The organism is Bradyrhizobium sp. DOA9, from assembly GCF_000617845.2.
Lineage (GTDB): Bacteria > Pseudomonadota > Alphaproteobacteria > Rhizobiales > Xanthobacteraceae > Bradyrhizobium.
The window spans coordinates 4,192,393-4,213,870 of the sequence record NZ_DF820425.1 but is presented as its reverse complement, the minus strand read 5'-3'; the positions used below and the strand labels follow the sequence as shown (position 1 = coordinate 4,213,870).

Genomic DNA, 21,478 nt, shown 5'->3' with positions numbered 1-21,478 from the left:
AGGGGCTCCTCGAAGGGGATTGGTGTCGAACTATCGAGGAGCTGATAGCCTACAGGTCGGCCCTGCGCCAGACGAGGCTGCGTCTACCTGCTATCGCTGTTTGATATACATTCCGTCGCGGCGCCCATCGGAACGTCACTCGCAGGTCAGCTGCTGCTCGAACCAGCCGCTCAGCCGATCCGACAGGGACGGCCACATCCGCCGGAAGCCGTCGAGCTTGCCGACATTGGCGCGGTACATCGCTCGCAACTCCTGCTCGATGGCCGGCAGGTCGACGCCGGCGCAGATCCCGTCCCGCACGATCGTCTTGCCGGCAACGACGACCTCCTTCACCAGCGAGGCGTTGCCACGCGCGAACAGCAGCGCCATGGGATCGACCGGCATGATCCGGTCGCGATCCAGCCGATCGAGATCGATCACGACGTAGTCGGCCGGATTGCCCGCCGCGAGCTCACCATTCCCGGGCGCGCCGGTCGCATGGCGTCCGTTGCGGATGGCGAGCGAAAACATTTCGGCCGGCACCCATGTCGCCTTGAAGCCGAGGCCGCCATGGACCATCTGCACCAGCCGCATCTCGCGCAAGATGTCGTCGTCCTCGTCCAGCGCCAGGCCGTCGACGCCCACAGTGATGGCGCAGCCGCATCTGTGCGCGGCGGCGATCGGGGCGAGGCCCGAGCGTAGATGCATGTTCGAGCTGAAATTGGTGACGATGCGCGCGCCGGAGGCCGCGATCATCTCGAGCTCTTCGGGACGGGCGTGAATGCAATGCGCCAGCGTCAGCCGCTCGGAGAGAAAGCCGACATCGCGCAGCCAGCGCACCATGTCCGGAAACTGCTGGTCGGCCCAAGCGCGCTGGTACACTGTTTCCAAGAGATGCATGTGGATGCGGCGGCCGGTCCGCGCGGAGTTCTCCGCCACGGCCTCCAGCAGCGGCTTCGAGCACCATTGCACGCCGGCGGGCCCGAGCTGCACGTCGATCATCGGCCCGGCGATGGCTCCGGCAAGCGCATCGGTCAGCTCAATATAGGCCTTCGGCGACATCGGCGCGCGAACGAAGAGATCCTCGATGGTCTTGCGATCGCCTCCGGGGAGCCCTGAAAGCATGGGCTCGGCATCACCGTAGACGATGGGATTCTGGTCGCGCACGGCCAATGCAAACGCGATGCGGATGCCGACGTCGGACGCGGCTTTCGCAACGGCCCTGGCCTCGTCGACCAGGGGCATCGTCCCGCTCGGGCGGGTGTAATGGACCATCATCGCCGCGCAACCAGCCTTGGCGGAACGGGCCAACGCAGAAGCCGCGGTCAGATAGGGATCGACCGGCGAACCCAGTGCGGTGCGCAGAATCCAGCTTTCCAGGGGCATGCCGACCGCACCGAAGGACGATGCGGTGGCGCGGGCATGATCATGGGCGTTGACGAAGGCCGGAATGACGAAGGAGCGAGGCCCCGGCCCCGCTGCTTCCGAGATATCGGTGATGATTCCGCCGTCGTGCCGCAGCACGACGTTATCGCTGACACCACGATCAGGGCCACGGAACAGGCTGATTGCCGAAATCTCCGTGGCCATGATCCTCTCCCCGAAATCAGTTGGCAGTATACACCAGCTCCCGCTCCGCGCGCGGCGGCAGGAATTCGCGCGAGAACACCTCCGCCGGCGTCGGCGCACGGGCGAGTTGATAACCCTCGACCACGATGCCGATGGCGCGGGTCATGCGGTCGTCCTTGATGTCGCCGATGCCGATCTCCTTCATCTCCGGCGAAACGATCAGCTTCTCGAAGGAATATTGCAGCCGGCGCTTCTCCACCTCGGCGTTGATGAGGTTGTCGTAGTTCAGCGCCGCCTTCATGCCGGCATTCTGGTCCTTGGCGACCGCGATCGCGCCCTTGTTGATGGCGCGCACCAGGCCCGCCACGGCCTTCGGATTCGAGGCGATCAGCTTGCGCGAGACCATCACGCCGTTGGAATAGAGATCGAGACCGTACTCGCCGAACGAGAACCATTTGAAGTCCTTGTCCGGATCCTGGCGGTTGAGCACGAGGTTGAAATAGCTGGTGATGTTGAAGACCAGGGCCGCATCGATGTCGCCCTTGATCAGCATCGGCTCCTGCAGGTTCGGCGCCATGTTGGAGATCTTGATCTTCTCGCCGTCGAGCCCGTTCTTGCGGGTGAATACCGGCAACAGGCGCGTCGTGGGCGTGCCCTGCGCACCTCCCAGCGTGTGGCCTTCGAAGTCCTTGATGGTGTTGATGCCGCTGCTCTTCTTGGCGACGATCGCGAAAGGCGGCTGGTTCCACATCATGTAGACCATGACGGGCGCCTCCTGCGGCTTGGTCGAGGCGTTCTGGATGATGGCGTTGACGTCGCCGAAGCCGGCGTCATAGGCACCGGACATCACGCGCGTGACGGTGGCGCCGGAGCCCTCGCCCTGATCGATGACGACGTTGAGGCCTTCGGCCTTGAAGAAACCGTTGTCCTTGGCATAGAAGAAGGCGGCGTCGCTGCCCTGGGTTTTCCAGCCCAGCGTGAACTTGATCGTGGTTTCCTGCGCTGTGGCGGCGCCTGCGGACAGCGCCAATCCCAGCAGCGCGGCGGTGACTTTCCTCAACATCGAGACCTCCTCAGCTTCGTTGCGTGACGGTTCAAGAAATCAGGTGGCGATCACGTCGTTCTTGCGGGTGGCCCAGCCGGTGACCTGCCCTTCGATCAGCGAGAACACGACGTAGAGTGCGACGCCGAGCCCGGCGAGCACGAACAGGCCTGCGAACACCAGCGGCACGTTGAAATTGGAGGACGCGGTCATCATGACGTTGCCGATGCCGCGGTTGGAGGCGACGGTCTCCGACAGCACCGCGCCGACGAAGGCGTAGGAGACCGCAACCTTGAGCGATGCAAAGAAGAACGGCATGGTGCGCGGCAAGCCGACGTTCCAGAGGATGTCGAGCTTGCTGGCGCCGAGCGCCTTCAAGACGTCCTCGAGTTCGGGCTCGGTGGTGGCAAGGCCCGTCGCGATATTGACGACGATCGGAAAGAAGCAGATCGACAGCGCGGTCAGCACCGCGGGCACCGTGCCGGAGCCGAACCACAGCACGAAGATCGGCACCACCGCGACCTTGGGGATCGAGGAGAAGCCGATCAGCAGCGGATAGCAGGTGTCGTAGGCCGTCTTCGAGACGCCGATGATCGCGCCGAGGGCGACGCCGAGCACGACGCCAAGCACGAAGCCGAGCATGGTGGTGGCGAGCGTCTGCACGATGTGCGGCCACAGCACCGGGAAGCGCTGAACCAGCGTCACGAACACCTGCGAGGGCCGCGGCAGCACCAGGTCGGACATCCCGGTCATGAGGCAGAACAGCTCCCAGGCGACGAAGAACAGCACGATCAGCCCCGCCGACCACGCCTTCTGCCTGATATCGACCCCGAACATCAGCCTGCCCCCTCTTCAGCGGCGCTGCGCGCATCCTCGATGAAGGCGCGCAGCTTCTGGTTCAGCGCGACGAAATCCGGCTCGAAGGTCATCGCCACGGTGCGCGGCCGCGCGAATTCGACGCGACTGTCGTCGAGGATGCGGCCGGGACGCGCGCTCATCACGCAGATGCGGCTGGCAAGGAAACCGGCCTCGCGCAAATCGTGCGTCACCAGCAGCACGGTCGGCTTGTGCGTCATCCAGAGGTTCTGGAGGATCGCCCACAGCTCCTCGCGGGTGAACTGGTCGAGCGCGCCGAAGGGCTCGTCGAGCAGCAGCATGCGCGGCTCGTGGATCAGCGCGCGGCAGAGATTGGCACGCTGGAGCATGCCGCCGGACAGCTGCCAGGGATAGCGATTGCCGAAGCCCTTGAGGCCGACCTGCTCCAGCAGCGCATTGGCCCTGTCGCGGAATTCGGTCTTGCGCAGCTTGCGGAAATTCGAGCGGAACGGCTCGACGATCTTCAGCGGCAGCATGATGTTTCGCTCGATCGTCATCCACGGCAGCATGGTCGGATTCTGGAATGCCATGCCGACCCGCAGCGCCCGCGCCGCGACCTCGCGGCCGCCGACGATGACGACGCCGCTGGTCGGCTGCACCAAGCCGCTGACCAGACGCAGTATGGTCGATTTGCCGCATCCGGATGGGCCGACCAATGCGACAAACTCGCCGTCGCCGATCTTGAGCGTGGTCCTCGACAAGGCAGGCACGGCGCGGTCGCCGCGCCCGAAGGTCACCGAGGCCTCGGACAGCTCGATGGCGGTCGTCGCAGAGCCTTCGGGAACGGGCCGGCCGTAGAACTGGGCGTTGGGTTGCATGCGCATCACAGGCAAAGTGCATGCAAGCTGGATGCCAGCGGTCGGCGCTCGCGAAATCAATGGCCTAGCCGAAACCCCGCGCAGACCGCCGGATTCGATTTAGGCAGGCTGGAAGCCGAACTGCATGCAATTGGAGCGCTGAATCGACGCGAACCTATGCTAATGAAAGGTGTCACCTCCTATGGGATTCGCCGGATGGCGGCGCGCGCCAGCAGCAAGACTTCTGAATCGTCGGACAAGGTCAGCGTGATCTGCCGCGCGCTGCGGCGCGCCATCATCGAGCAGGCGCTGGAGCCCGGCGCCAAGCTGCCGGAGGATGCACTCGGCGAGCGCTTCGGCGTCAGCCGCACCATTGCCCGCCATGCCCTGGGCCAACTCGCCGCCGAAGGCCTGGTCGAGCTCCGCCGCAACCGGATCGCGGTGGTGGCGACGCCGAGCTGGCAGGAGGCGCGCGATGCCTTCGACATCCGCATCGAGCTCGAACGCCTCGTCGTGCGCCAGCTCGCGGGCAAGCTGACCAAGGCGCAGATCGCCGAGCTGAACGCCCATGTCGACGCCGAGGATCGCGCCCGCGGCGGCACGGATGCGGTGTCGATCCGGCTCGCGACCGAATTCCACATCCTGCTCGCCCACATGACGAACAGCCCGATCCTGGTGCGCTATGTCAGCGAGGTCGCCTATCGCTGCTGCCTGACGCTGTCGCTCTACAGCCGGCCGCATTCCACCGAATGCGCCATCAACGAGCATCGCGCCATCATCGCGGCGCTGGCAAAGGGCGATGCGGCCAAGGTGATGGAATTGATGCACCATCACCTGGATTCCGTCGCCAATCGCGCGCTGGTCGCCCCGACTCCGCAGCGCGGCCGCGACCTGCTCGACATCCTCGCACCCTATGCGGACGAGGTGACGAGCAATCGCGTCGTCAAGCTGCCGAAGATCGCGCGAAGGGGCTAAGCCTCGATCCCGCGCTGAACGAGAATGCGCTCGGCGCTGTCGTTCCAGACGTCCATCTTCACGATCTGCCCGCCCCTCACGACGAAGCGATCGACATAGCGGTTGCCCTCGAACGGCGTGCCGTCCATCCACTCGCCATAGAGCGTTCCGACGCTGTAGACGACGGTCTCGTCCGCGCCCGGGCAGACGTCGAACCGGTCCATCTTCTTCTTGACCCAGCGATAGCGTTTCGCATTGAAGCCGGTCGGCCCGCGCGGATGGTCGAACGTGCGCCCGCCGGTGAACGTGATCACCGTGCCCGGCTTCATATAGGCCGCAGCGGCGTCGGGATCAGGTATCATCGAAGCGGTGAGATAGGCTTCGACAATCTCGGCGTCTGTCATCGGGTTTTCGGCTTTTGCGGGATTAGACATCGCGGTTCTCCGGATGCCACCATTCTACAATCCGAACTCGAAAGTGTATGCACATTTTTTGGACAATCTGGCCGAGCTCTGCACACAATCTGGAGCTGCCCGGCCCGATGGCTTCCGCTAGGCTGCCACAGCTGAATCCAACGCCATGACCACCCAAGCCGCCTTCGACCTGATCTTCCGCAACGCACTGTTGCGCTCTTCCGCCGCACCCGTCGATCTCGGCGTGAAGGACGGCCGTATCGCCGCGATCGCGCCCAAGCTCGCCTGCGAGGCCGTCGAGGTCGATCTCGGCGGCCTCCTTGCCCTGCCCGGCTTCGTCGACACCCACATCCATCTCGACAAGGCCTGCCTGCTCGGCCGTTGCGGCCACGATCACGGCAACGTCTCGGACGCGATCCGCGCCGTCGCCGCGATGAAGAAGGATTTCACGATCGAGGACGTCTATGCACGCGGCGCCAGAGTGCTCGAACGCGCCATCGTCAACGGCACGACGCGCATGCGCACGCATGTCGAGATCGATCCCCGCATCGGCCTCCGCGGCTTCGAGGCGGTGAAGGCGCTGAAGCGCGATTACGCCTGGGCGATCGATCTCGAGCTCTGCGTCTTCCCGCAGGAAGGCCTGACCAACGATCCCGGAGCCGAGGAGCTGCTGATCCAGGCGCTCCGCCAGGGTGGTGAAGCCATCGGCGGCTGCCCCTACATGGACACCGACCCGAACGCGCACCTCGCGCGCATCTTCGATCTCGCCCAGGAATTCGACGTCGACCTCGACCTCCATCTCGACTTCGATCTCGATCCCTCCTGGTGGCATCTGGACGAAGTCTGCCGCCAGACCGAGCAGCGCAAGTACGGCGAACGCGTCGCGATCGGCCACGCGACAAAACTGTCGGCGTTGCCGCCGGACCGGATGAAGGCCGCCACCGCGCAACTGGCGAGATCCGGCGTGGCCGTGACGGTGCTGCCGGCGACCGATCTCTATCTGATGGGGCGCGAGGCCACCCACAACGCGCCGCGCGGACTGACCCTCGCCCACAAGCTTGCCGGTGACGGCGTGCTCTGCTCGGTCGCGACCAACAACGTGCTCAACCCCTTCACGCCGTTTGGCGATGCCTCGCTGCTGCGGATGGCGAACTTCTATGCCAATGTCGCGCACGCCTCGGTCAGCGACTTCGATGTTTGCCTGGACCTCGTGACCGAGCTGCCGGCCCGGCTGATGAACCTTGATGATTACGGCATTAAGGTTGGCAATCCCGCCGACCTGATCGTGCTCGATACCAAGGACAGCCGGTTCGCCATCGCCGAGCTGCCCGACGTCCTGATGGGCTTCAAGCGCGGCCGGCAGACATTCGCGCGGCCGCGGCCGACGTTGTTCCGTCCGAAGAGCTGAGAGCAATTTCGTTCGATATCCCGGCACTTCGTGCCGCGCCTTGCCCGGGACATTCCGAATCGGTCATCGCGACGCCGTAGGAGCGTTTCCCTGCAGTTCGATTTTACCGCCGGATCGAGCCCGCCCGAGTTCGGTAGAATCCCGGACCGTAGCTCAACGCATTGCGCGACCAGCCTCGCCTGCCATAATTACGACGTGCACTGATCATCTGCGTTCGGTGGGGAAGTATGAGTCTGTTCAGCGCATTCAGCAGCATCGACGTTTCCATCCAGGCCCGAACGCCGACCGATGCGGCGGCGAAGCGGCTGGACGGCATCGGCCACGTCCTCTCCGGTCTCGATATCTCGGGGATCCAGACGCAGGCCGACGTGAACCGTACGCTCTGGACGCTCGATGCCGCCAGCAAGTGTGTTCGCGCCGTGCTGGCCGAGTTCCGCACCCAGCCGGCCACCGAGCAGCTCGTCCGCAAATCCCGCAATCTGATCGACCTGATCGAACGCGCGCGCGACCAGGTCGTGAGCTTTCAGGCTCACGATCCAGTCCTGGGCTGACTATTTCGTCCGATGGATCCTGGCGAGGATCCGGTCCGCCTCGGTGCGCCAGTCCGCGCTGCGTGCGAACTGACTGCTGGCCCTCACCCCGAACAGCCCCTCATCGGCGAGATCGGCCATCCAGGCCTGCCGCTCGGCCGTGCCTTGCGCCGACCACGGCGTCAGCCCCGCCTCGCGCACGGTCTCAGCAACCTCGCGCACCTCCTCGGCCCGGCGGCGGCCGTGCTCGATCACGCGCTGGAAGCAATAGGCGCCCTGCTCCTCCCAATCGATGCCGGGGAACGTTTCCGCAAGCGAAGCCAGCACCGCATCCTCGACGCCATAGGCGCGCGCGGTCGTAAAGCTCTCGATCACCATGGCCTCGAGGCCCTTGATCATGATGCTGCGGCACATTTTGACGGCCGAGGACACGCCGAGCTTGTCACTGGCCACCTTGGCCGCGAAACCGATCGCGTTCAGCAGCGGCTCGAGCTCTCTCGCGCCGGGGCCGCCCAGCAGCAGGGGGACCCTGATGCGATACGGCGGCACCGAGGTCATCACCGCGCCCTCGACATAGCGCCCGGCGGCGCCATCGATCAGCGCCGCCGCGCGCTGCTTGGCGCCGGGCGAGGCCGAGTTGAAATCGAGGAACCAGGTGCCCTGGTTGATCACCGCGGCACAGGCCCTTGCGACGGGAACGGCCTGGCTCGCCGTGACCGCCGAGATGATGAAATCGGATTTCGTGGTCAGCTCTGCGTGAGAGGTTACAAGAGCGACACCGAATTTCGCCGCATGCTCCTTCAGCGGGGCGCCCTGCTCGCCTCCGAGCTTGATATCGTAGGCTGAGACCTTGATGTCCTGCTGGCGCAAATCCTCGGCCAAAATCCTGCCGACCTCGCCATACCCGACCAGCCCGATCTGCCAGCGCCTGGGATCACCTGCCATCAGTTCAGTCCTCGTGTCGTCTCGTCGAACAGCTCTTCGACCGCGTAGCGGCGCGGGATCAGCGCCTGCTGGAATGCGTAGTCGACGATCAGCTCGAGCGGCTTCCTGTTGGCCTCGATCCCGAACGGAACGAGGTCGGGCGTTGCCGCTGGCCCCGCCTGCGCCTTGCTCCGCTTGAGCAGATCATAAACGCCCGCGACCACGTCGGGGCGCGATTTCGCCAGTTGCTCGGTCACGACCACGAGATGGTTGACCGGGACCACGCCGCGCCGCTCATACCATCTGGCAGCTTCTGCGGCCGGATCGGCAAACAGCGGCTTCAGCCTGGGATCATCGGAGGTCTCGCCGAGGACGGCATCGAGCTCGCCGTCGCGTAGCATCTGGAGGATCTTCTTGTCCTTCGGCGCGCGCTCCGTGGTGTCGACATATTCGGCGACATGCGGATCCTCGAAGGTAACCCAGCGGATCCTGTCGAGATCGACGCCGTAATCGTTGGCGAGGATGCCCCTGATCCAGGCGCCCGTCGTTGTCGTGAAGGAGCGGATGCCGACGCGCTTGCCTTCGAGATCGGACGGCCCGAGCGTCCCATGCACGGGATTATAGAGCGCGTAAGAATGCTGGAAGCGGCCGAGCATGGTCGCCGGCAGCAGCACCAGCGGCTTGCCATGCGCTTTCGCCATCAGATAGGTGACGATCGCCATCTCGCAGACGTCGAAGGCCTGCTCGCGCACCATCGGCTTGAACGCCGTGTTGGTCGGCGTGTACGCGACGAAATCGAGATCGAAGAGGTCGGAGCGGAGCTCGCCGCTCTTCACCGCCTGCACACGGGGGTGATTGCCGAGCACGGCTTTCAGCTTGAGACGATCCATCCGTCCGCTCCGCTTCTTGTACCTTCAGACGTCTTCGGAAGTGTCGACATAGATGAGGCCCGCTTTCGCCAGGCCTCGCGCATGTTGTACATGTCGAGGCCGAGCTCGCCCGAGGCGAGGCGCTTGCGCTTGCCGCCTTCATCCGCGGTGCGCTTCTTCGCTTTCTCGGCGACTTCGGCCGCGTAGCGCTTCGGCACCACCACGACGCCATCGTCATCGGCCACGACGATATCGCCGGGATCGACATTGACGCCGGCGCAGACCACGGGGACGTTGACCGAGCCGAGCGTCGCCTTGACCGTGCCCTTGGCCGAGACCGCGCGCGACCACACCGGAAATTTCATCTCGTGCAGCGCCTTGACGTCGCGGCAGCCGGCATCGATGATCAGCCCTTGCACACCGCGCGCCTGAAGCGAGGTCGCGAGCAATTCGCCGAACATGCCGTCGGTATTGTCAGTGGTGCAACCGACGACGAGAATGTCGCCCTTCCTGCACTGCTCGACGGCGATGTGGATCATCCAGTTGTCCCCGGGCTGCGCCAGCACGGTGACGGCGGGACCGGCGATCGACGCACCCGGCCAGACCGGACGCAAGTACGGCTTCATCAGTCCGATGCGGCCGTAGGCCTCGTGCACGGTCGAGACGCCGTACTCGGCCATGCCGGCGGGATCGGCACGCTTGATATTGCGAACGACGACCGACTTCACGCCAGTTCCTCCGCCACGGTCGGAAACAGGCGCTGATAGGCCTCGCCATAGGTCATGGGCACGCCGGTGTTGCGGCTGCCCTGGATGCCCCGATTGAGCGCGACGCGCTCGTAATAGCCCCAGAGATGCTTTTGCGCGGCGAGGATCTGGAACGCCTCGTACTTCTCCTTCCAGACCTCGTCGATCTTGAGGATGGTGTCGGGCTTGTAATTGCACTGCTCGGGCTGATGCGGCTCGAACAGGAACACCGGCGGGGCCGAATATTTGTATTGCGCGCCGGGCTTGTGACCCATGGCCTGCGCGACCACGCGCGTCTCCTGCGCGAAGTGCGCCGCGTTCGGATGGTCGAAATTATAGGGGTCTTCCAGCGCGTGCGTCAGCACGAAGCTCGGATTGAGCTCGCGGTAGATGTCGACCATACGGTCGAAATGCGCTTCCGTCAGCTTCAGCGGATAGTCGCCGCAATCGAAGAACTCGATCTCGGCGCCAAGCAGCCTGGCTGCCCGCTCCGCCTCGTCCTTGCGGCCGGCCTTGACCGATTCCAGTGTGGCGCCCTTCTCCTTCCAGGCGAACTGGCTCTCGCCGCGCTCGCCGAAGGACAGGCAGACGATCTTCATGCGATACCCCTTCTTCGCATGCAGCGCGATGGCGCCGCCGGCGCGCCAGACGAAATCGCCGGGATGGGCGGTGACGACGAGGCCTGTTTTCATGGGCTACTCCTTTTCGTTCTCATGCATGCGTCCACAGCGCATGTTCGCGCAGCGCGTCGATCGCGAAGACGTCGTCACGCCTCGAACTCGAACAGGCGCGCGGGATTGTCGACCAATATCTTCGTCTGCAGCTCCGGCTCCGGCGCGAACAGCGGGATCAAATCGACGAGATCGCCGTCATTCGGCATCACCTTGACGTTGGGATGCGGCCAGTCCGTGCCCCAGATGACGCGATCCGTCGCGGTCTCGACGATCTTTCGCGCGAACGGCACCGCATCGGTGAACGGCGGACCGGCCGAGGACACCCGCTCCGAGCCGCAGATCTTCACCCAGCACTTCTCGTCGCGCTGCATCAGCTCGATCAGGATTCTGAACGGGAGCTGGCCCGGCCCGTCCGCAGCCTTCACGCGGCCCATATGGTCGATGGTGTAGCTGAGCGGCAGCCTCGTCAGCATGTCGGCATATTCGGGCAGATCGATCGCATCGAAATGCAGATCGACATGCCAGCCGAGCGGCGTGACCATCGCGACGATGCGGTCGAACGCGCGCTTGTCGGGGACGCCGCCGAGATGGCGAACGAAATTGAAGCGACAGCCGCGAAAACCGCCCTCGTGCAGCACGCGCAGCTCGCGCTCGGTGATGGTATCGTCGATGTTGGCGACGGCGCGGTAGGCACCATTGCTCTGCGCGATCGCATCGAGCGCCACCCTGTTGTCGGTGCCGTGCACGCTGGCATTGACGATGACGGCGCGCTCGACGCCGAGCTTGGCGTGCAGGATGCGAAAATCCTCCAGCGGCGCATCCGGCGGCGTATACGAACGCTCCGGCGCGTAAGGGTATTTCGCGCCGGGCCCGAAGATGTGGCAATGCGCGTCGCACGACAGCTTCGGCAGCCTGAACTTCGGCGTGCGCGTGTTCGGATCGGGCGGTGGAATGGTCGGCGTGTACATCATCGTCATCAGGTGAACCGCCGAAGCGAGACCGCTTGCTTCACGTCTTGCTGCCGACGACCGGCCGCCGCCGCGCCGGCGCGGCCTGGTCCAGCGCCGGCGCCTGGAAGGCGGCGACGGTGGCCTGCACCAATTGCTCGATGGCGGCCGCGGCATCGCTGCCGTCGGCCTCGCCGCGCGACAGGCGCGACACGCGCTCCGGCGTCACCAGCGAATAATAGAGTGCGCCGAGCAGGAAATGGCTGCGCCAGACGATGTCGGTGCGCGGAATGTGCGGCAGGCTCTCGTGGACCGCGTCGATGAAGGCGTGGCTGGTGTCATCGAAGGTCTGCGCGATGATCTTTCGCGCGACCTCGTTGCCCTCCGCCGACATCACCGCGCGCAGCCGCGTGAAGCGCGCCCCGCCACCGGCGAGATCGCTGCCGGAGGTGAAGGCCGGCACCACATAGGCGCGAACGATCGCCTCCAGCCGGTCCTTAAGATCGCGCACGCGCTTTGCGGCGGCGAGCAGCTCGGAACGGCGCAGGTTCATCGGCCCGCAATGGCGCCGGTAGATCTCCAGCAGCAAACCGTCTTTGGTCTTGAAATGATAGGTCACGCTGCCCGGATTCGCCCCGGCGGCCTGCGCGATGTCGCGCACCGAGACGGCATTGAAGCCGTTGGTGGCGAACAGCTCCTCCGCGGCGGCGAGGATCGCCTCGCGCATGTTCGGCTTGCGGGCCGCTTCCTTGCTGGTGGGCTTGCGTACCATGTTATTTGTACTATCGTACAAAAGATCAGGTCTCGTCAACAAGAACGTGGTGGCGGCCATGCGCGAATGGGCGCTCGATCCGTCGAGGTGCGCGCTTGCGGGGGCAGATCGCGGCGACGCGTGACCGGCGTCACTCGCATACCGTCGGCGCAAGCAGTGCCGAAGTTTAATTCCGGCTGCAGCAACCCATCGCAACAACATGGATAAAGCGTCATTTGTGTTTTGCACCGCCGTGCGCGAGCACGGTCGCAAGACACCGAGGAATGGCGAATGGGCAAGCCCGCATTGTTGAGACTTCATCGCTGGATCACCCTGGTCTTCGCCCTCCCGCTGTTCGTGATCATCGCCACCGGCCTGATCCTGTCCGTCGAGCCTGTTGTGCAAACGGCTGGCATTGGCGGTCCCGCGATCGACGCTGGCCGTGTCGTCGAGCTGATCGAGCGTCACGATCCCGACGGCAAGGCGCGGGGGCTCTTCATCAACGCCGGCAGTCAGAGCATGAAGCTGCAAGGCAGCAACGCGCCGGCGATTGACCTTGCAACCGGCGAAGCCGTCTCGGCGGGTTCGACCCTGTCGAACGTCTTCCTCTGGGCGCGTTTCACCCATGAACGTCTCATCGGGCAGGCCTGGCTGGTGACGGCGTCCACGGTCGCGCTGGTGATCATCCTGCTGCTCGGCATCGTCATGGGACTGCCGCGGCTGCGCAATACACTCTCGGGATGGCACAAGGGGACCGCATGGTTCACGCTGCCGCCGATCCTGCTCAGCCCGTTGACCGGCCTCTGCATGGCGTTCGGCCTCACGTTTCAGGCGGCACCAGTTTCCGGCGCGGATGGTCGCCCCCTCGCCCTGCCCGATGCGATCCGCATGGTCGCAGCCTCGCATGAGCTGTCGCGCGTGATCTCGATCGGGACACGCGGCGACCGCATGATGGCGCGACTTTACGACGGCGGCGAATTGCGCGCTTATGCCGTCACGTCGGCAGGGGTCACGCCGCTGCCGCGCAACTGGCCGCGCCTGATCCACGAGGGAAACTGGTCGGCCCTGATCGGCTCGCCGCTCAATGTCGTGACGTCAATCGCGCTGCTCACCCTGCTGTCGACCGGCCTCCTGATCTGGGCGCGGCGAACGCTGCGCAAGCGGCGACCGCGCGCGGATGGCCCAACCGACGTCGCCATGGCTGGCAGCCGGTGATCGCGTCCGGTGTCAATTGTGTGCAGCCGACCGCACCTTCTCCGATGGGTTGGCGCGCCGGAAAAGATCGGCTTCTTCGTCTCCCGACGGGATCAGAATGGCGCGGTCGCGCGGCAACGCCTCCGGCATCTCGTCGCGAATGAAGGCGATGAGCTTTTCCCTGATCTCGCAGCGCAGGTCCCACGACTGCGGTGCATTCCTTGCGCTGACTAGCGCACGCAACTCGATGGTGCGGGCATCCGCGTCGATCACCTGGAGATTGACCACCTCCCCATCCCACAGCTTCGACTCCTTCACAGCGCCCTCCAGCCAGCGCCGGATGCGCGGAACGTCGGCGCGATAGTCGACATGCAGCGCGATGACGCCGATGAGGGATGCGGTGTCGCGGGTCCAGTTCTGGAACGGCTTCTCGATGAAGTAGGACAGCGGCACCACCATGCGGCGCCAGTCCCACAGCCGGATCACGACATAGGTCGAGGCAATATCCTCGACCCAGCCCCATTCGTTCTCGATGATCACGGCATCCTCGATGCGGATCGGCTGGGTGATGGCGATCTGCAGGCCGGCGATCAGATTGCTGAGCAGCGGACGCGCCGCAAGACCGACGATGATACCGGCGGCGCCTGCGGAGGCGAACAGGCTGAGGCCGTATTGTTTCACGGAGTCGAACGTCATCAGCGCGGCGGAGACCGTGATGATGACAATGATGGTGTCGGTGACGCGCTTGAACACGCGCACCTGCGTCACATGCTTGCGCGCGACGAAATTCTCGGTGACATCGCGAAAGTTCTGCAAGTAGCGCGCCGCGCTCATGTCGACGATCCGGATCGAGATCCAGCCGATCAACGCGATGAAGGCCACCACGAACAGCCGCGTCAGGGGGGTGCGGATCGTATCGTCGAGCGGCGCCAGCGGCAGCACCATTGCGACCGCGGCAAGGCAGAGCGCCATCTGCGCCGGGCCCGCCGTACGCTCGATGAACACGCTCAATAGCGGAAGGCGCGTTCCGAAACCGCGATTGAGCAGCCACGTGCCGATCCGGTAGGCGAGCAGGGCGAGAAGAATCGCACCGGCAACCAGGCTCAGCCCGATGAACCATGACGGTACCCAGCGGAACATGCTGTCGATTTCGGCCGCAACGGCCTGCCAATCCATGGAACGTCCCCATCATTGCATTCACGCAACCCGCACAACGCCTCCCGGCCGGCTTCGCTCCCCCGCCTCGTGCAATGCAGCATCCCGCAGGTGCAACCGTCGCTGAGCTGGGCTAGGCTTGCCAGCATGACTCGACGTACCGGCAGCGCCGATCTTCCTCTTCACACCGGGCGGGTTCCGCCCTGGCTGGCAAGCCGCATGTCCTCCCTCGGGGCGATCGTCACCCAGGCGATCGTGCATCATTACGGGCGCGATGCGTTTCTGCAGCGGCTGTCGCATCCATTCTGGTTCCAGTCGTTCGGGGCCGTGATGGGAATGGACTGGCACTCCTCCGGCATCACCACCTCCGTGATCGGCGCGCTGAAGCGCGGGCTCGGACCGCTGCAGGACGAGCTCGGGATTTACGTCTGCGGCGGCCGCGGCCAGCATTCGCGCAAGACGCCGGACGAGCTGTTGCAGCTCGGCGACCGGGTCGGATTCGACGGCATCAAGCTGACCCGGGCCAGCCGTCTGGTCGCCAAGGTCGACAGCGCCGCGGTCCAGGACGGCTTCGACCTCTACCTGCACGGCTTCTTCGTCACCACTGAGGGCAAATGGACGGTGGTGCAGCAGGGCATGAACGGCGACAGGCGCCAGGCCCGACGCTATCACTGGCACTCCGAGGCGCTGAAGAGCTTTGTCGATACGCCGCACAGCGCAATCGACGGGCCGCAGCAGGGCGAGATCGTCAACCTCACCGATCATCGCGCCGACATCTCTCGGACCGCCCAGCTCGAGCTGCTCTCCGATCTCGGCCCGGATCGCATCGTCTCCGAATTCGAACGGCTCATGGGGACCCCGTCCACGCCGGCGCAGGGCATGCTGCCGCATCTGATCATGCCCGCGCATCACGACGTCCGGCCGAAGGACGTGTTCGCGCGCCGCCTGCACGGCACGCTCGCCGCCGCGGCCGAGCGCGGCCCGGAGGATTTTCCGGAACTACTGCTGACGCCGGGCGTCGGCGCGCGCACCGTGCGCTCGCTCGCAATGGTCGCGGAGGTCGTGCACGGCGCGCCCTATCGCTTCACCGACCCCGCGCGTTTCTCTCTCGCCCATGGCGGCAAGGACCGGCATCCCTACCCCGTTCCGATCAAGGTCTATGACGAGACCATCCGGGTGCTGAAGGGCGCCATCCAGAACGCGAAGCTCGGGCGCGACGAGGAGATGCAGGCGATCAAGCGCCTCGACGAGCAGGCGCGGCGGCTGGAGCGAACCGCGCAAGGCCCTTCCGTAGAGGCCTACATCGCCGGCGAGCGCGCTGCCTCGCCCGCTCTCGACGGCCGTTCGGTGTTCGGCTGGGAGCGTGACCTTGCGCCCACAAAAAAGCGGACCGGCTGAACACCGGCCCGCAAGTTTGGCGGGAGGAATGCCCCGTCTTCAGGTCTGCCCGGTCCCCGGCTCATCCTCGAGCCGGTTCGCAGAATGGTCCTGATATTGCTCGGTCTGGATCGTCTTGCCGTCCATGCCGCGGATGTCCGAATGCTGTTTCTTGTCGCGGTTGGACAGGACCATGTTGTCGCCGATCATGTCCTTGGGGACTTCGGTCATGCCGCCGGTGCCGTCGCCCTTGCCATGCATGCCCGATCTGAAGTGCGTCTTGCTGCCGTGCCCACCAGGCATCCGTCTCTCCTCTTGCAGTGATCTCTTGTAGTCGTCTTGCGAAGATTAATGCTTCTGTTGCGCCGTCGTCGGCTTGGGCGGCTTGTGGCCGCTCTGGCCGGGATCGTTGTGCTTGTTGTGATCGCTTTCCTGGTTGAGGCCGCCGCGACTCACCGGAAATTCGCTGTGACGCACCTCCGGCTTGGCACGATGGACGCGGGTGTCTTGCGGGTTATGACCTACGGCCTGCTCGAGCTCTCGCGCATCCGGAACATCGGGCTTCCGCTCGAGGATGCGCACCTGTTGTTCGTGTGTCTTCTTGCCCTGCATATTGATCTCCAATCGTCACCTGCCGCCGCCTTTTCCGGCCTCGTCGTGCCTGTGATGGGAATCGTGCTCTCCACCGCCGCCGGACACCCGGCTGTGGCTGCGCTGCGGATCGTCCGCCGGCGGCTTCTTCACCTGAAGCGGCGCCTTCGCGTTCTCGTGCGAAGCGCCGGGTCCGCCCTGACGAATGCTGTTCGGTGTCTTCGTGGATGTCGACATGAATGTCGTCCTCCTCAGCGATCTTGCTGGTAGCCTTGATTGGTCGTGTTCTGCTTGATGTTGCCCTGCTGTCCCTGCTGATCCGGATTCTCTGCACGTTGCTGACCGTGCGGCATCTGATCGGCGGGCATTTGCTTGCGATCGCCAGTTCCCTTGCGGCTCTGATTGTCCGGTGGAACAGGTGGCATCTTGCTGGCCATGATCTTGTCTCCCGTTCAGACGTCGATCTCTCGACATGCGCGCAAGGAACTTCCTCCGCGTCATGTCGGGATGACAACAGCACGAACGGCACACCGTTCCTGACCGGTCACAACGGGCAAAGATTTTCCGAAAGGGCGTCGCCGACGTCAGTTCGCCGCGGTGAGGGAACGATGGTCTCTCGTTCCGGTGCGGGCAGTCGTCGCTGTTCCGCGGCCCTCTGCCGTGACGGGAAGCCTCGCGATCGCGCGCAGGCCCGGCCGCTTGCGCCATTGGATATCGGCGGGATCGACCGCCAGACTCAATTTCGGCCAGCGCACGAGCAGCGCCTCCAGCGCGCAGGCCGCCTCGATGCGCGCGAGCTGATGGCCGAGACAGAAATGGATCCCCGTGCCGAACGAGAGATGGCGGTTCGGCTTGCGTTCGAGATCGAGGCTTTCAGGGCGGTCATGCATCGCCGGATCCATGTTCGCAGCGGCGAGCATCACCATGACGCGATCGCCCTTCTTCAGGCGCACGCCTTCGACCTCGACGTCGCGCCGCACGTAGCGCGGCTTGGAGAACTGCACCGGCGAGACGAAGCGCAGGAACTCCTCGACCGCGAGCCCGACGCGGCTCCAATCCTGTTCCAGCCAGTCGCGCAGCTCGGGATTCCTGAGCAGCTCGTAGGCGGAACCGCTGATGAGATGGGTCGTGGTTTCCGATCCCGCGGCGAGCAGCAGAAACACCATCGAGACCATTTCATCCGGCGTGATCTGCCCGCCTTCGCGCTCGACCTGAATCAGCTCGGCAATCAGGCCCTCGCCGCCTTGCACGCGCGCGATCTGCAACTGCTGCTGGAGGTAGGCGCGCATCTTGCGCACCGTGAACAGCAGGGACACGAAGCTGACGACGTTCGTCAGCGAGGACATGGCGTTGGCCCAGGCGATGAACTTCCGACGATCGGCCAGCGGCAGGCCGAGCAGCTCCGAGATCACCGCGAGCGGCAGGATGCGCGCATAGCGCTCGACCAGATCGGCCGGGCTTCCTTGCGCGAACAGCTCGTCGGTCAAACCGTCGGCGATGGCCCGGATCCGCGGCTCCATCGCGACGATCGCGCGGCGGCGAAACGCTTCGTCCACGATGCTGCGCAGGCGCGTGTGATCCGGCTCGTCCATCGTCAGCATGTTGTTGGCGATGCTGCGGACGAACCTCGGCATCCACCAGCGCAAGCCCGCGACGTCGCCATCCTCCTTGCGCAACGTGAAGGTCGCGCCGTCCTTCAGGACCTGCGCGGTGGCGTCATGGGTCGTGGTGATCCAGACATCGCCGACGAGAGGAAACCGCGTCGCGACCACGGGGCCGGACATGCGCAATTTCGCGATCGCCCTGGGCGGATCGCGAAAAAAGGCCTCGCTGGTGAAATCGAGGCGCGCTGTCATGGGGATCACCGGAGCGATTGGTGGCGTATCACCGAGATGGTGTGCGGCGCGGCCGGCGCAAGGGTGGGTATGCTCGTCGGCCGCAGGCGCAGAGAGCGGCGCCTATCCGCGCCCGGAGGAGCGCTGGCCGCTCTTGCGCTGCTGCTGGGTATAGGAGTCCCAATGGCTCCAACTGCCATTGCTGAGGCTTTGCAGGTCAGTGCCAAGTGGACGGCGCGTGCGCTTGTCGTGATCGGCGATCGTGCGCTCCGACTGCGCGATCTTGCGCTTGAGTTCCGCGATCGTCTTCTGCGTCTGGCCGTTGCGCTTCGAGGTGGCGATCTCGCCCATCGTGAAGCGCGCGGTCTCCAGCGCCTTCAGCTCGGCGCGGTTCTTCTTCAACTGAACCCGGTGCCAGGCGATGTTGCTGTCGCTGTCCGCAACCATGTGGGAACTCCGCTGATTCGGTCCCACAGTGTATCGTGCGCCGAATCGGCGCCGCAACGCCCCGGTGGTGGCGAAAATGCGATCTTCTCGCGCAGAAATTCCGGATCCGGAGCCCCGCAACGGGGCTCTGGATTCCTACTTTGGCGCGTTTTCTTGACGCAGACCCCACTTCGCTCGAAAACGCTTTAGCGCTCGGCGAACGCCTTCTCGACCACGAACTGGGCCGGCTCGCCGTGATTGCCCTCGACGAAGCCGCGCTCGCCGAGGAGCACGCGGGTATCCGCCACCAGGGCCGGGCTGCCGCAGATCATGACGCGGTCGTGGGCGGCTTCCAGCACCGGCAGGCCGATATCGGCGAACAGCTTGCCGGAGGTGATGAGGTCGGTGATGCGGCCGCGGTTGCGGAAGGGATCGCGGGTCACGGTCGGGTAATAGATCAGCTGGTTCTGGATGTACTCGCCGAGCAGCTCGTCCTTCGGCAGATGCTCGGTGATCATCTCGCCATAGGCCAGCTCCTTGACGTGTCGGCAGCCGTGCAGCAGCACCACCTTCTCGAACCGCTCATAGGTCTCGGGATCCTTGATCACGCTCAGGAACGGCGCAAGACCGGTGCCGGTGCCGATCAAATAGAGGTTGCGCCCCTCTTCCAGATTGTCGATCACCAGCGTGCCGGTGGCCTTGCGGCTGACGATGATCTCGTCGCCTTCCTTCAAGTGCTGGAGGCGCGAGGTCAAGGGGCCGTCCGGCACCTTGATCGAGAAGAACTCCAGCGTGTCCTCGTAATTGGCGCTGGCGACGCTGTAGGCCCGCAGCAGCGGCTTCTCGCCGACCTTGAGCCCGATCATGGTGAATTCGCCGTTGCGGAAGCGGAAGGTCGGGCTGCGGGTGGTCTTGAAGGAGAACAGCGTGTCGGTCCAGTGGTGGACGCTCAAAACGCTTTCCTGATTGAAATTGCTCATCTCACCTTCCCTGTCGCGTCAATTGCGGTTCCGAGGCCGGCAGCTATGCGTCGTTTGTACACGATCATTCGTATACTAATGAATAATCCGGCTTGATCCCGCGGTCAAGGCTGCCCAAGATCGGAAGCGTTGCAGTTAGGAATAAGGAGCCCCTTCCATGGCGCATGACGCACCCCAGGCCACCGGACCCTCGAAGCTGGTGATCCGCAATATCGGCCTGATCCTGTCCGGCGCTTTGGAAAAGCCGATCCTGGACGGCGACACCATCGTGGCCGAGAACGGCAAGATCACCGCGATCGGCCGTTTCAAGGACGTCAATACCGAAGGCGCCACCACCATCGTCGACGCCAACGGCACCACGGTGGCGCCGGGCCTGATCGACAGCCACGTCCACCCTGTGGCGGGCGACTGGACGCCGCGCCAGAACCAGATCAACTGGATCGACAGCTATCTCCATGGCGGCGTCACCACCATGATCTCCGCCGGCGAGGTGCACATGCCCGGCCGCCCCCGCGATGTCGTCGGACTCAAGGCCATGGCCGTGTTCGCCCAGCGCGCATTCTGGACCTTGCGTCCCGGCGGCGTGAAGGTTCACGCCGGCGCGCCGGTGATCGAATGCGAGATGGTGGAAGAAGACTTCAAGGAGATGGCGGCCAACGGCGTCAAGCTGCTCGGCGAGGTCGGCCTCGGCGGCGTCAAGGACGGTCCGACCGCGCGAAAAATGGTCGGCTGGGCCCGCAAATACGGCATCCAGAGCACCATCCACACCGGCGGCCCGTCGATCCCCGGCTCCGGCCTGATCGACAAGGACGTGGTGCTGGAGGCCGACACCGACGTGGTCGGCCACATCAACGGCGGCCACACCGCGCTGCCCGACGACCAGATCCGCTGCATCTGCGAGGGCTGCAAGCGCGGCCTCGAGCTGGTGCACAACGGCAATGAGCGCTCCGCCCTGTTCACGCTGCGCACCGCGCGCGAGATGGGCGACCTGCACCGCGTCATCCTCGGCACCGACGCGCCCGCCGGCTCCGGCGTGCAGCCACTCGGCATCCTGCGCATGGTCTCGATGCTATCCTCGCTCGGCGACCTGCCGGCCGAGATCGCCTTCTGCCTCGCCACCGGCAACACCGCGCGGATGCGCCAGCTCGATTGCGGCCTGATCGAGGTCGGCCGCTCCGCCGACTTCGTCATCATGGACAAGGCGCAGCACTCGCCGGGCAAGAACATCCTGGAGAGCGTCCAGCTCGGCGACCTCCCCGGCATCGGCATGACCATCATCGACGGCATCGTGCGCACCCAGCGCAGCCGCAACACGCCGCCGGCCGGCAAGGTGCCGGAGGTGGTGGCGAAGTGAGGCAGCCGGAGCGGCCCGCGGCTCGCATCGTCCCTCGAAGGCATTGAACAAGTCGCAAGCCTGTTGCGTCTAACGCAGGCAGCCCTC

Annotated in this window: 24 protein-coding genes and 1 pseudogene; 6 read left to right on the top strand and 19 right to left on the bottom strand. The window is 65.0% G+C overall.

Annotated elements, in window-relative coordinates:
- Nucleotides 1–135: 135 nt before the first annotated feature.
- From BDOA9_RS19520 to BDOA9_RS19505, 4 genes are read right to left on the bottom strand one after another with little or no spacing between them, the layout of a single operon-like run.
- Nucleotides 136–1,569: an amidohydrolase family protein gene (locus BDOA9_RS19520; RefSeq protein WP_025035650.1), complete on the bottom strand. Its 1,434-nt coding sequence runs from the start codon at nt 1,567–1,569 to the stop codon at nt 136–138.
- A 16-nt stretch (nt 1,570–1,585) separates the two neighbouring features.
- Nucleotides 1,586–2,611 (bottom strand): ABC transporter substrate-binding protein, encoded by a 1,026-nt coding sequence (locus BDOA9_RS19515; protein WP_025035649.1) that lies wholly within the window; start codon nt 2,609–2,611, stop codon nt 1,586–1,588.
- 39 nt (nt 2,612–2,650) lie between these two features.
- A complete protein-coding gene (locus BDOA9_RS19510; RefSeq protein WP_025035648.1) occupies nt 2,651–3,427 on the bottom strand; it encodes an ABC transporter permease in 777 nt (258 codons plus the stop codon).
- A complete protein-coding gene (locus BDOA9_RS19505) occupies nt 3,427–4,284 on the bottom strand; it encodes an ABC transporter ATP-binding protein (protein WP_042336609.1) in 858 nt (285 codons plus the stop codon). The genes BDOA9_RS19510 and BDOA9_RS19505 overlap by 1 nt, the downstream gene beginning before the upstream one ends.
- A gap of 195 nt (nt 4,285–4,479) precedes the next feature.
- Between BDOA9_RS19505 and BDOA9_RS19500 the strand changes: the two genes are divergently transcribed.
- Entirely contained in the window at nt 4,480–5,238 is a 759-nt protein-coding gene (locus BDOA9_RS19500; protein WP_025035646.1) for a GntR family transcriptional regulator, read from the top strand.
- Here the strand turns inward: BDOA9_RS19500 and BDOA9_RS19495 are convergent.
- Nucleotides 5,235–5,651 carry a hypothetical protein gene (locus BDOA9_RS19495; protein WP_025035645.1) on the bottom strand — a complete coding sequence of 139 codons (417 nt, stop codon included), beginning with the start codon at nt 5,649–5,651 and terminating at the stop codon, nt 5,235–5,237. The genes BDOA9_RS19500 and BDOA9_RS19495 overlap by 4 nt on opposite strands.
- 145 nt (nt 5,652–5,796) lie before the next feature.
- On the opposite strand from BDOA9_RS19495, the gene BDOA9_RS19490 reads away from it, so the two are divergent.
- Both BDOA9_RS19490 and BDOA9_RS19485 read left to right on the top strand, forming a co-directional pair.
- Entirely contained in the window at nt 5,797–7,038 is a 1,242-nt protein-coding gene (locus BDOA9_RS19490) for an amidohydrolase family protein (protein WP_025035644.1), read from the top strand.
- Nucleotides 7,039–7,265: 227 nt separating this feature from the next.
- Entirely contained in the window at nt 7,266–7,589 is a 324-nt protein-coding gene (locus BDOA9_RS19485; RefSeq protein WP_152033365.1) for a hypothetical protein, read from the top strand.
- Here the strand turns inward: BDOA9_RS19485 and BDOA9_RS19480 are convergent, their stop codons facing one another.
- The 6 genes and pseudogenes from BDOA9_RS19480 to BDOA9_RS19455 all read right to left on the bottom strand — a co-directional run bounded on the left by BDOA9_RS19480 (nt 7,590) and on the right by BDOA9_RS19455 (nt 12,500).
- Nucleotides 7,590–8,513: a DUF1932 domain-containing protein gene (locus tag BDOA9_RS19480; RefSeq protein WP_025035642.1), complete on the bottom strand. Its 924-nt coding sequence runs from the start codon at nt 8,511–8,513 to the stop codon at nt 7,590–7,592.
- Nucleotides 8,513–9,382: a hypothetical protein gene (locus BDOA9_RS19475; RefSeq protein WP_025035641.1), complete on the bottom strand. Its 870-nt coding sequence runs from the start codon at nt 9,380–9,382 to the stop codon at nt 8,513–8,515. Before BDOA9_RS19475 ends, BDOA9_RS19480 begins: the two co-directional genes overlap by 1 nt.
- A 24-nt stretch (nt 9,383–9,406) precedes the next feature.
- Nucleotides 9,407–10,089, bottom strand: a pseudogene (locus tag BDOA9_RS19470) (4-carboxy-4-hydroxy-2-oxoadipate aldolase/oxaloacetate decarboxylase).
- Entirely contained in the window at nt 10,086–10,799 is a 714-nt protein-coding gene (locus BDOA9_RS19465; RefSeq protein ID WP_025035640.1) for a PIG-L deacetylase family protein, read from the bottom strand. The pseudogene BDOA9_RS19470 and the gene BDOA9_RS19465 overlap by 4 nt, the downstream one beginning before the upstream one ends.
- 74 nt (nt 10,800–10,873) lie before the next feature.
- Nucleotides 10,874–11,758, bottom strand: coding sequence for an amidohydrolase family protein (locus tag BDOA9_RS19460; protein ID WP_025035639.1), 885 nt, complete (start codon nt 11,756–11,758; stop codon nt 10,874–10,876).
- Nucleotides 11,759–11,789: 31 nt separating this feature from the next.
- The gene (locus BDOA9_RS19455) at nt 11,790–12,500 is read right to left on the bottom strand and encodes a TetR/AcrR family transcriptional regulator (RefSeq protein WP_025035638.1); all 711 of its coding nucleotides are present in this window, start codon (nt 12,498–12,500) and stop codon (nt 11,790–11,792) included.
- A 270-nt stretch (nt 12,501–12,770) separates the two neighbouring features.
- On the opposite strand from BDOA9_RS19455, the gene BDOA9_RS19450 reads away from it, so the two are divergent.
- Nucleotides 12,771–13,694 (top strand): PepSY-associated TM helix domain-containing protein, encoded by a 924-nt coding sequence (locus BDOA9_RS19450; RefSeq protein ID WP_025035637.1) that lies wholly within the window; start codon nt 12,771–12,773, stop codon nt 13,692–13,694.
- A gap of 12 nt (nt 13,695–13,706) precedes the next feature.
- On the opposite strand, the gene BDOA9_RS19445 is transcribed toward BDOA9_RS19450, so the two are convergent.
- Complete coding sequence (locus BDOA9_RS19445; RefSeq protein ID WP_025035636.1) at nt 13,707–14,849, bottom strand: mechanosensitive ion channel family protein; 1,143 nt, start codon at nt 14,847–14,849, stop codon at nt 13,707–13,709.
- 126 nt (nt 14,850–14,975) lie between these two features.
- Between BDOA9_RS19445 and BDOA9_RS19440 the strand changes: the two genes are divergently transcribed.
- Nucleotides 14,976–16,226, top strand: a complete 1,251-nt coding sequence (locus BDOA9_RS19440; RefSeq protein WP_025035635.1) for a DUF763 domain-containing protein — start codon at nt 14,976–14,978, stop codon at nt 16,224–16,226.
- A gap of 39 nt (nt 16,227–16,265) precedes the next feature.
- Here BDOA9_RS19440 and BDOA9_RS19435 read toward each other — a convergent pair whose 3' ends face one another.
- The 7 genes from BDOA9_RS19435 to BDOA9_RS19405 form a co-directional block, all read right to left on the bottom strand.
- Nucleotides 16,266–16,508, bottom strand: coding sequence for a hypothetical protein (locus tag BDOA9_RS19435; RefSeq protein ID WP_025035634.1), 243 nt, complete (start codon nt 16,506–16,508; stop codon nt 16,266–16,268).
- A gap of 45 nt (nt 16,509–16,553) precedes the next feature.
- A complete protein-coding gene (locus tag BDOA9_RS19430; RefSeq protein WP_025035633.1) occupies nt 16,554–16,817 on the bottom strand; it encodes a hypothetical protein in 264 nt (87 codons plus the stop codon).
- Between the two features lie 15 nt (nt 16,818–16,832).
- Nucleotides 16,833–17,033 (bottom strand): hypothetical protein, encoded by a 201-nt coding sequence (locus tag BDOA9_RS19425; protein WP_025035632.1) that lies wholly within the window; start codon nt 17,031–17,033, stop codon nt 16,833–16,835.
- 14 nt (nt 17,034–17,047) lie between these two features.
- Complete coding sequence (locus BDOA9_RS19420) at nt 17,048–17,233, bottom strand: hypothetical protein (protein ID WP_025035631.1); 186 nt, start codon at nt 17,231–17,233, stop codon at nt 17,048–17,050.
- 147 nt (nt 17,234–17,380) lie between these two features.
- Nucleotides 17,381–18,652, bottom strand: a complete 1,272-nt coding sequence (locus BDOA9_RS19415) for a cytochrome P450 (RefSeq protein ID WP_025035630.1) — start codon at nt 18,650–18,652, stop codon at nt 17,381–17,383.
- Between the two features lie 102 nt (nt 18,653–18,754).
- Nucleotides 18,755–19,078, bottom strand: coding sequence for a hypothetical protein (locus tag BDOA9_RS19410; protein WP_025035629.1), 324 nt, complete (start codon nt 19,076–19,078; stop codon nt 18,755–18,757).
- A gap of 185 nt (nt 19,079–19,263) precedes the next feature.
- The gene (locus BDOA9_RS19405) at nt 19,264–20,037 is read right to left on the bottom strand and encodes a ferredoxin--NADP reductase (protein ID WP_025035628.1); all 774 of its coding nucleotides are present in this window, start codon (nt 20,035–20,037) and stop codon (nt 19,264–19,266) included.
- Nucleotides 20,038–20,194: 157 nt separating this feature from the next.
- Here BDOA9_RS19405 and BDOA9_RS19400 point away from each other — a divergent pair, with 157 nt between their 5' ends.
- Entirely contained in the window at nt 20,195–21,391 is a 1,197-nt protein-coding gene (locus BDOA9_RS19400) for an amidohydrolase family protein (protein WP_025035627.1), read from the top strand.
- Nucleotides 21,392–21,478: the final 87 nt, after the last annotated feature.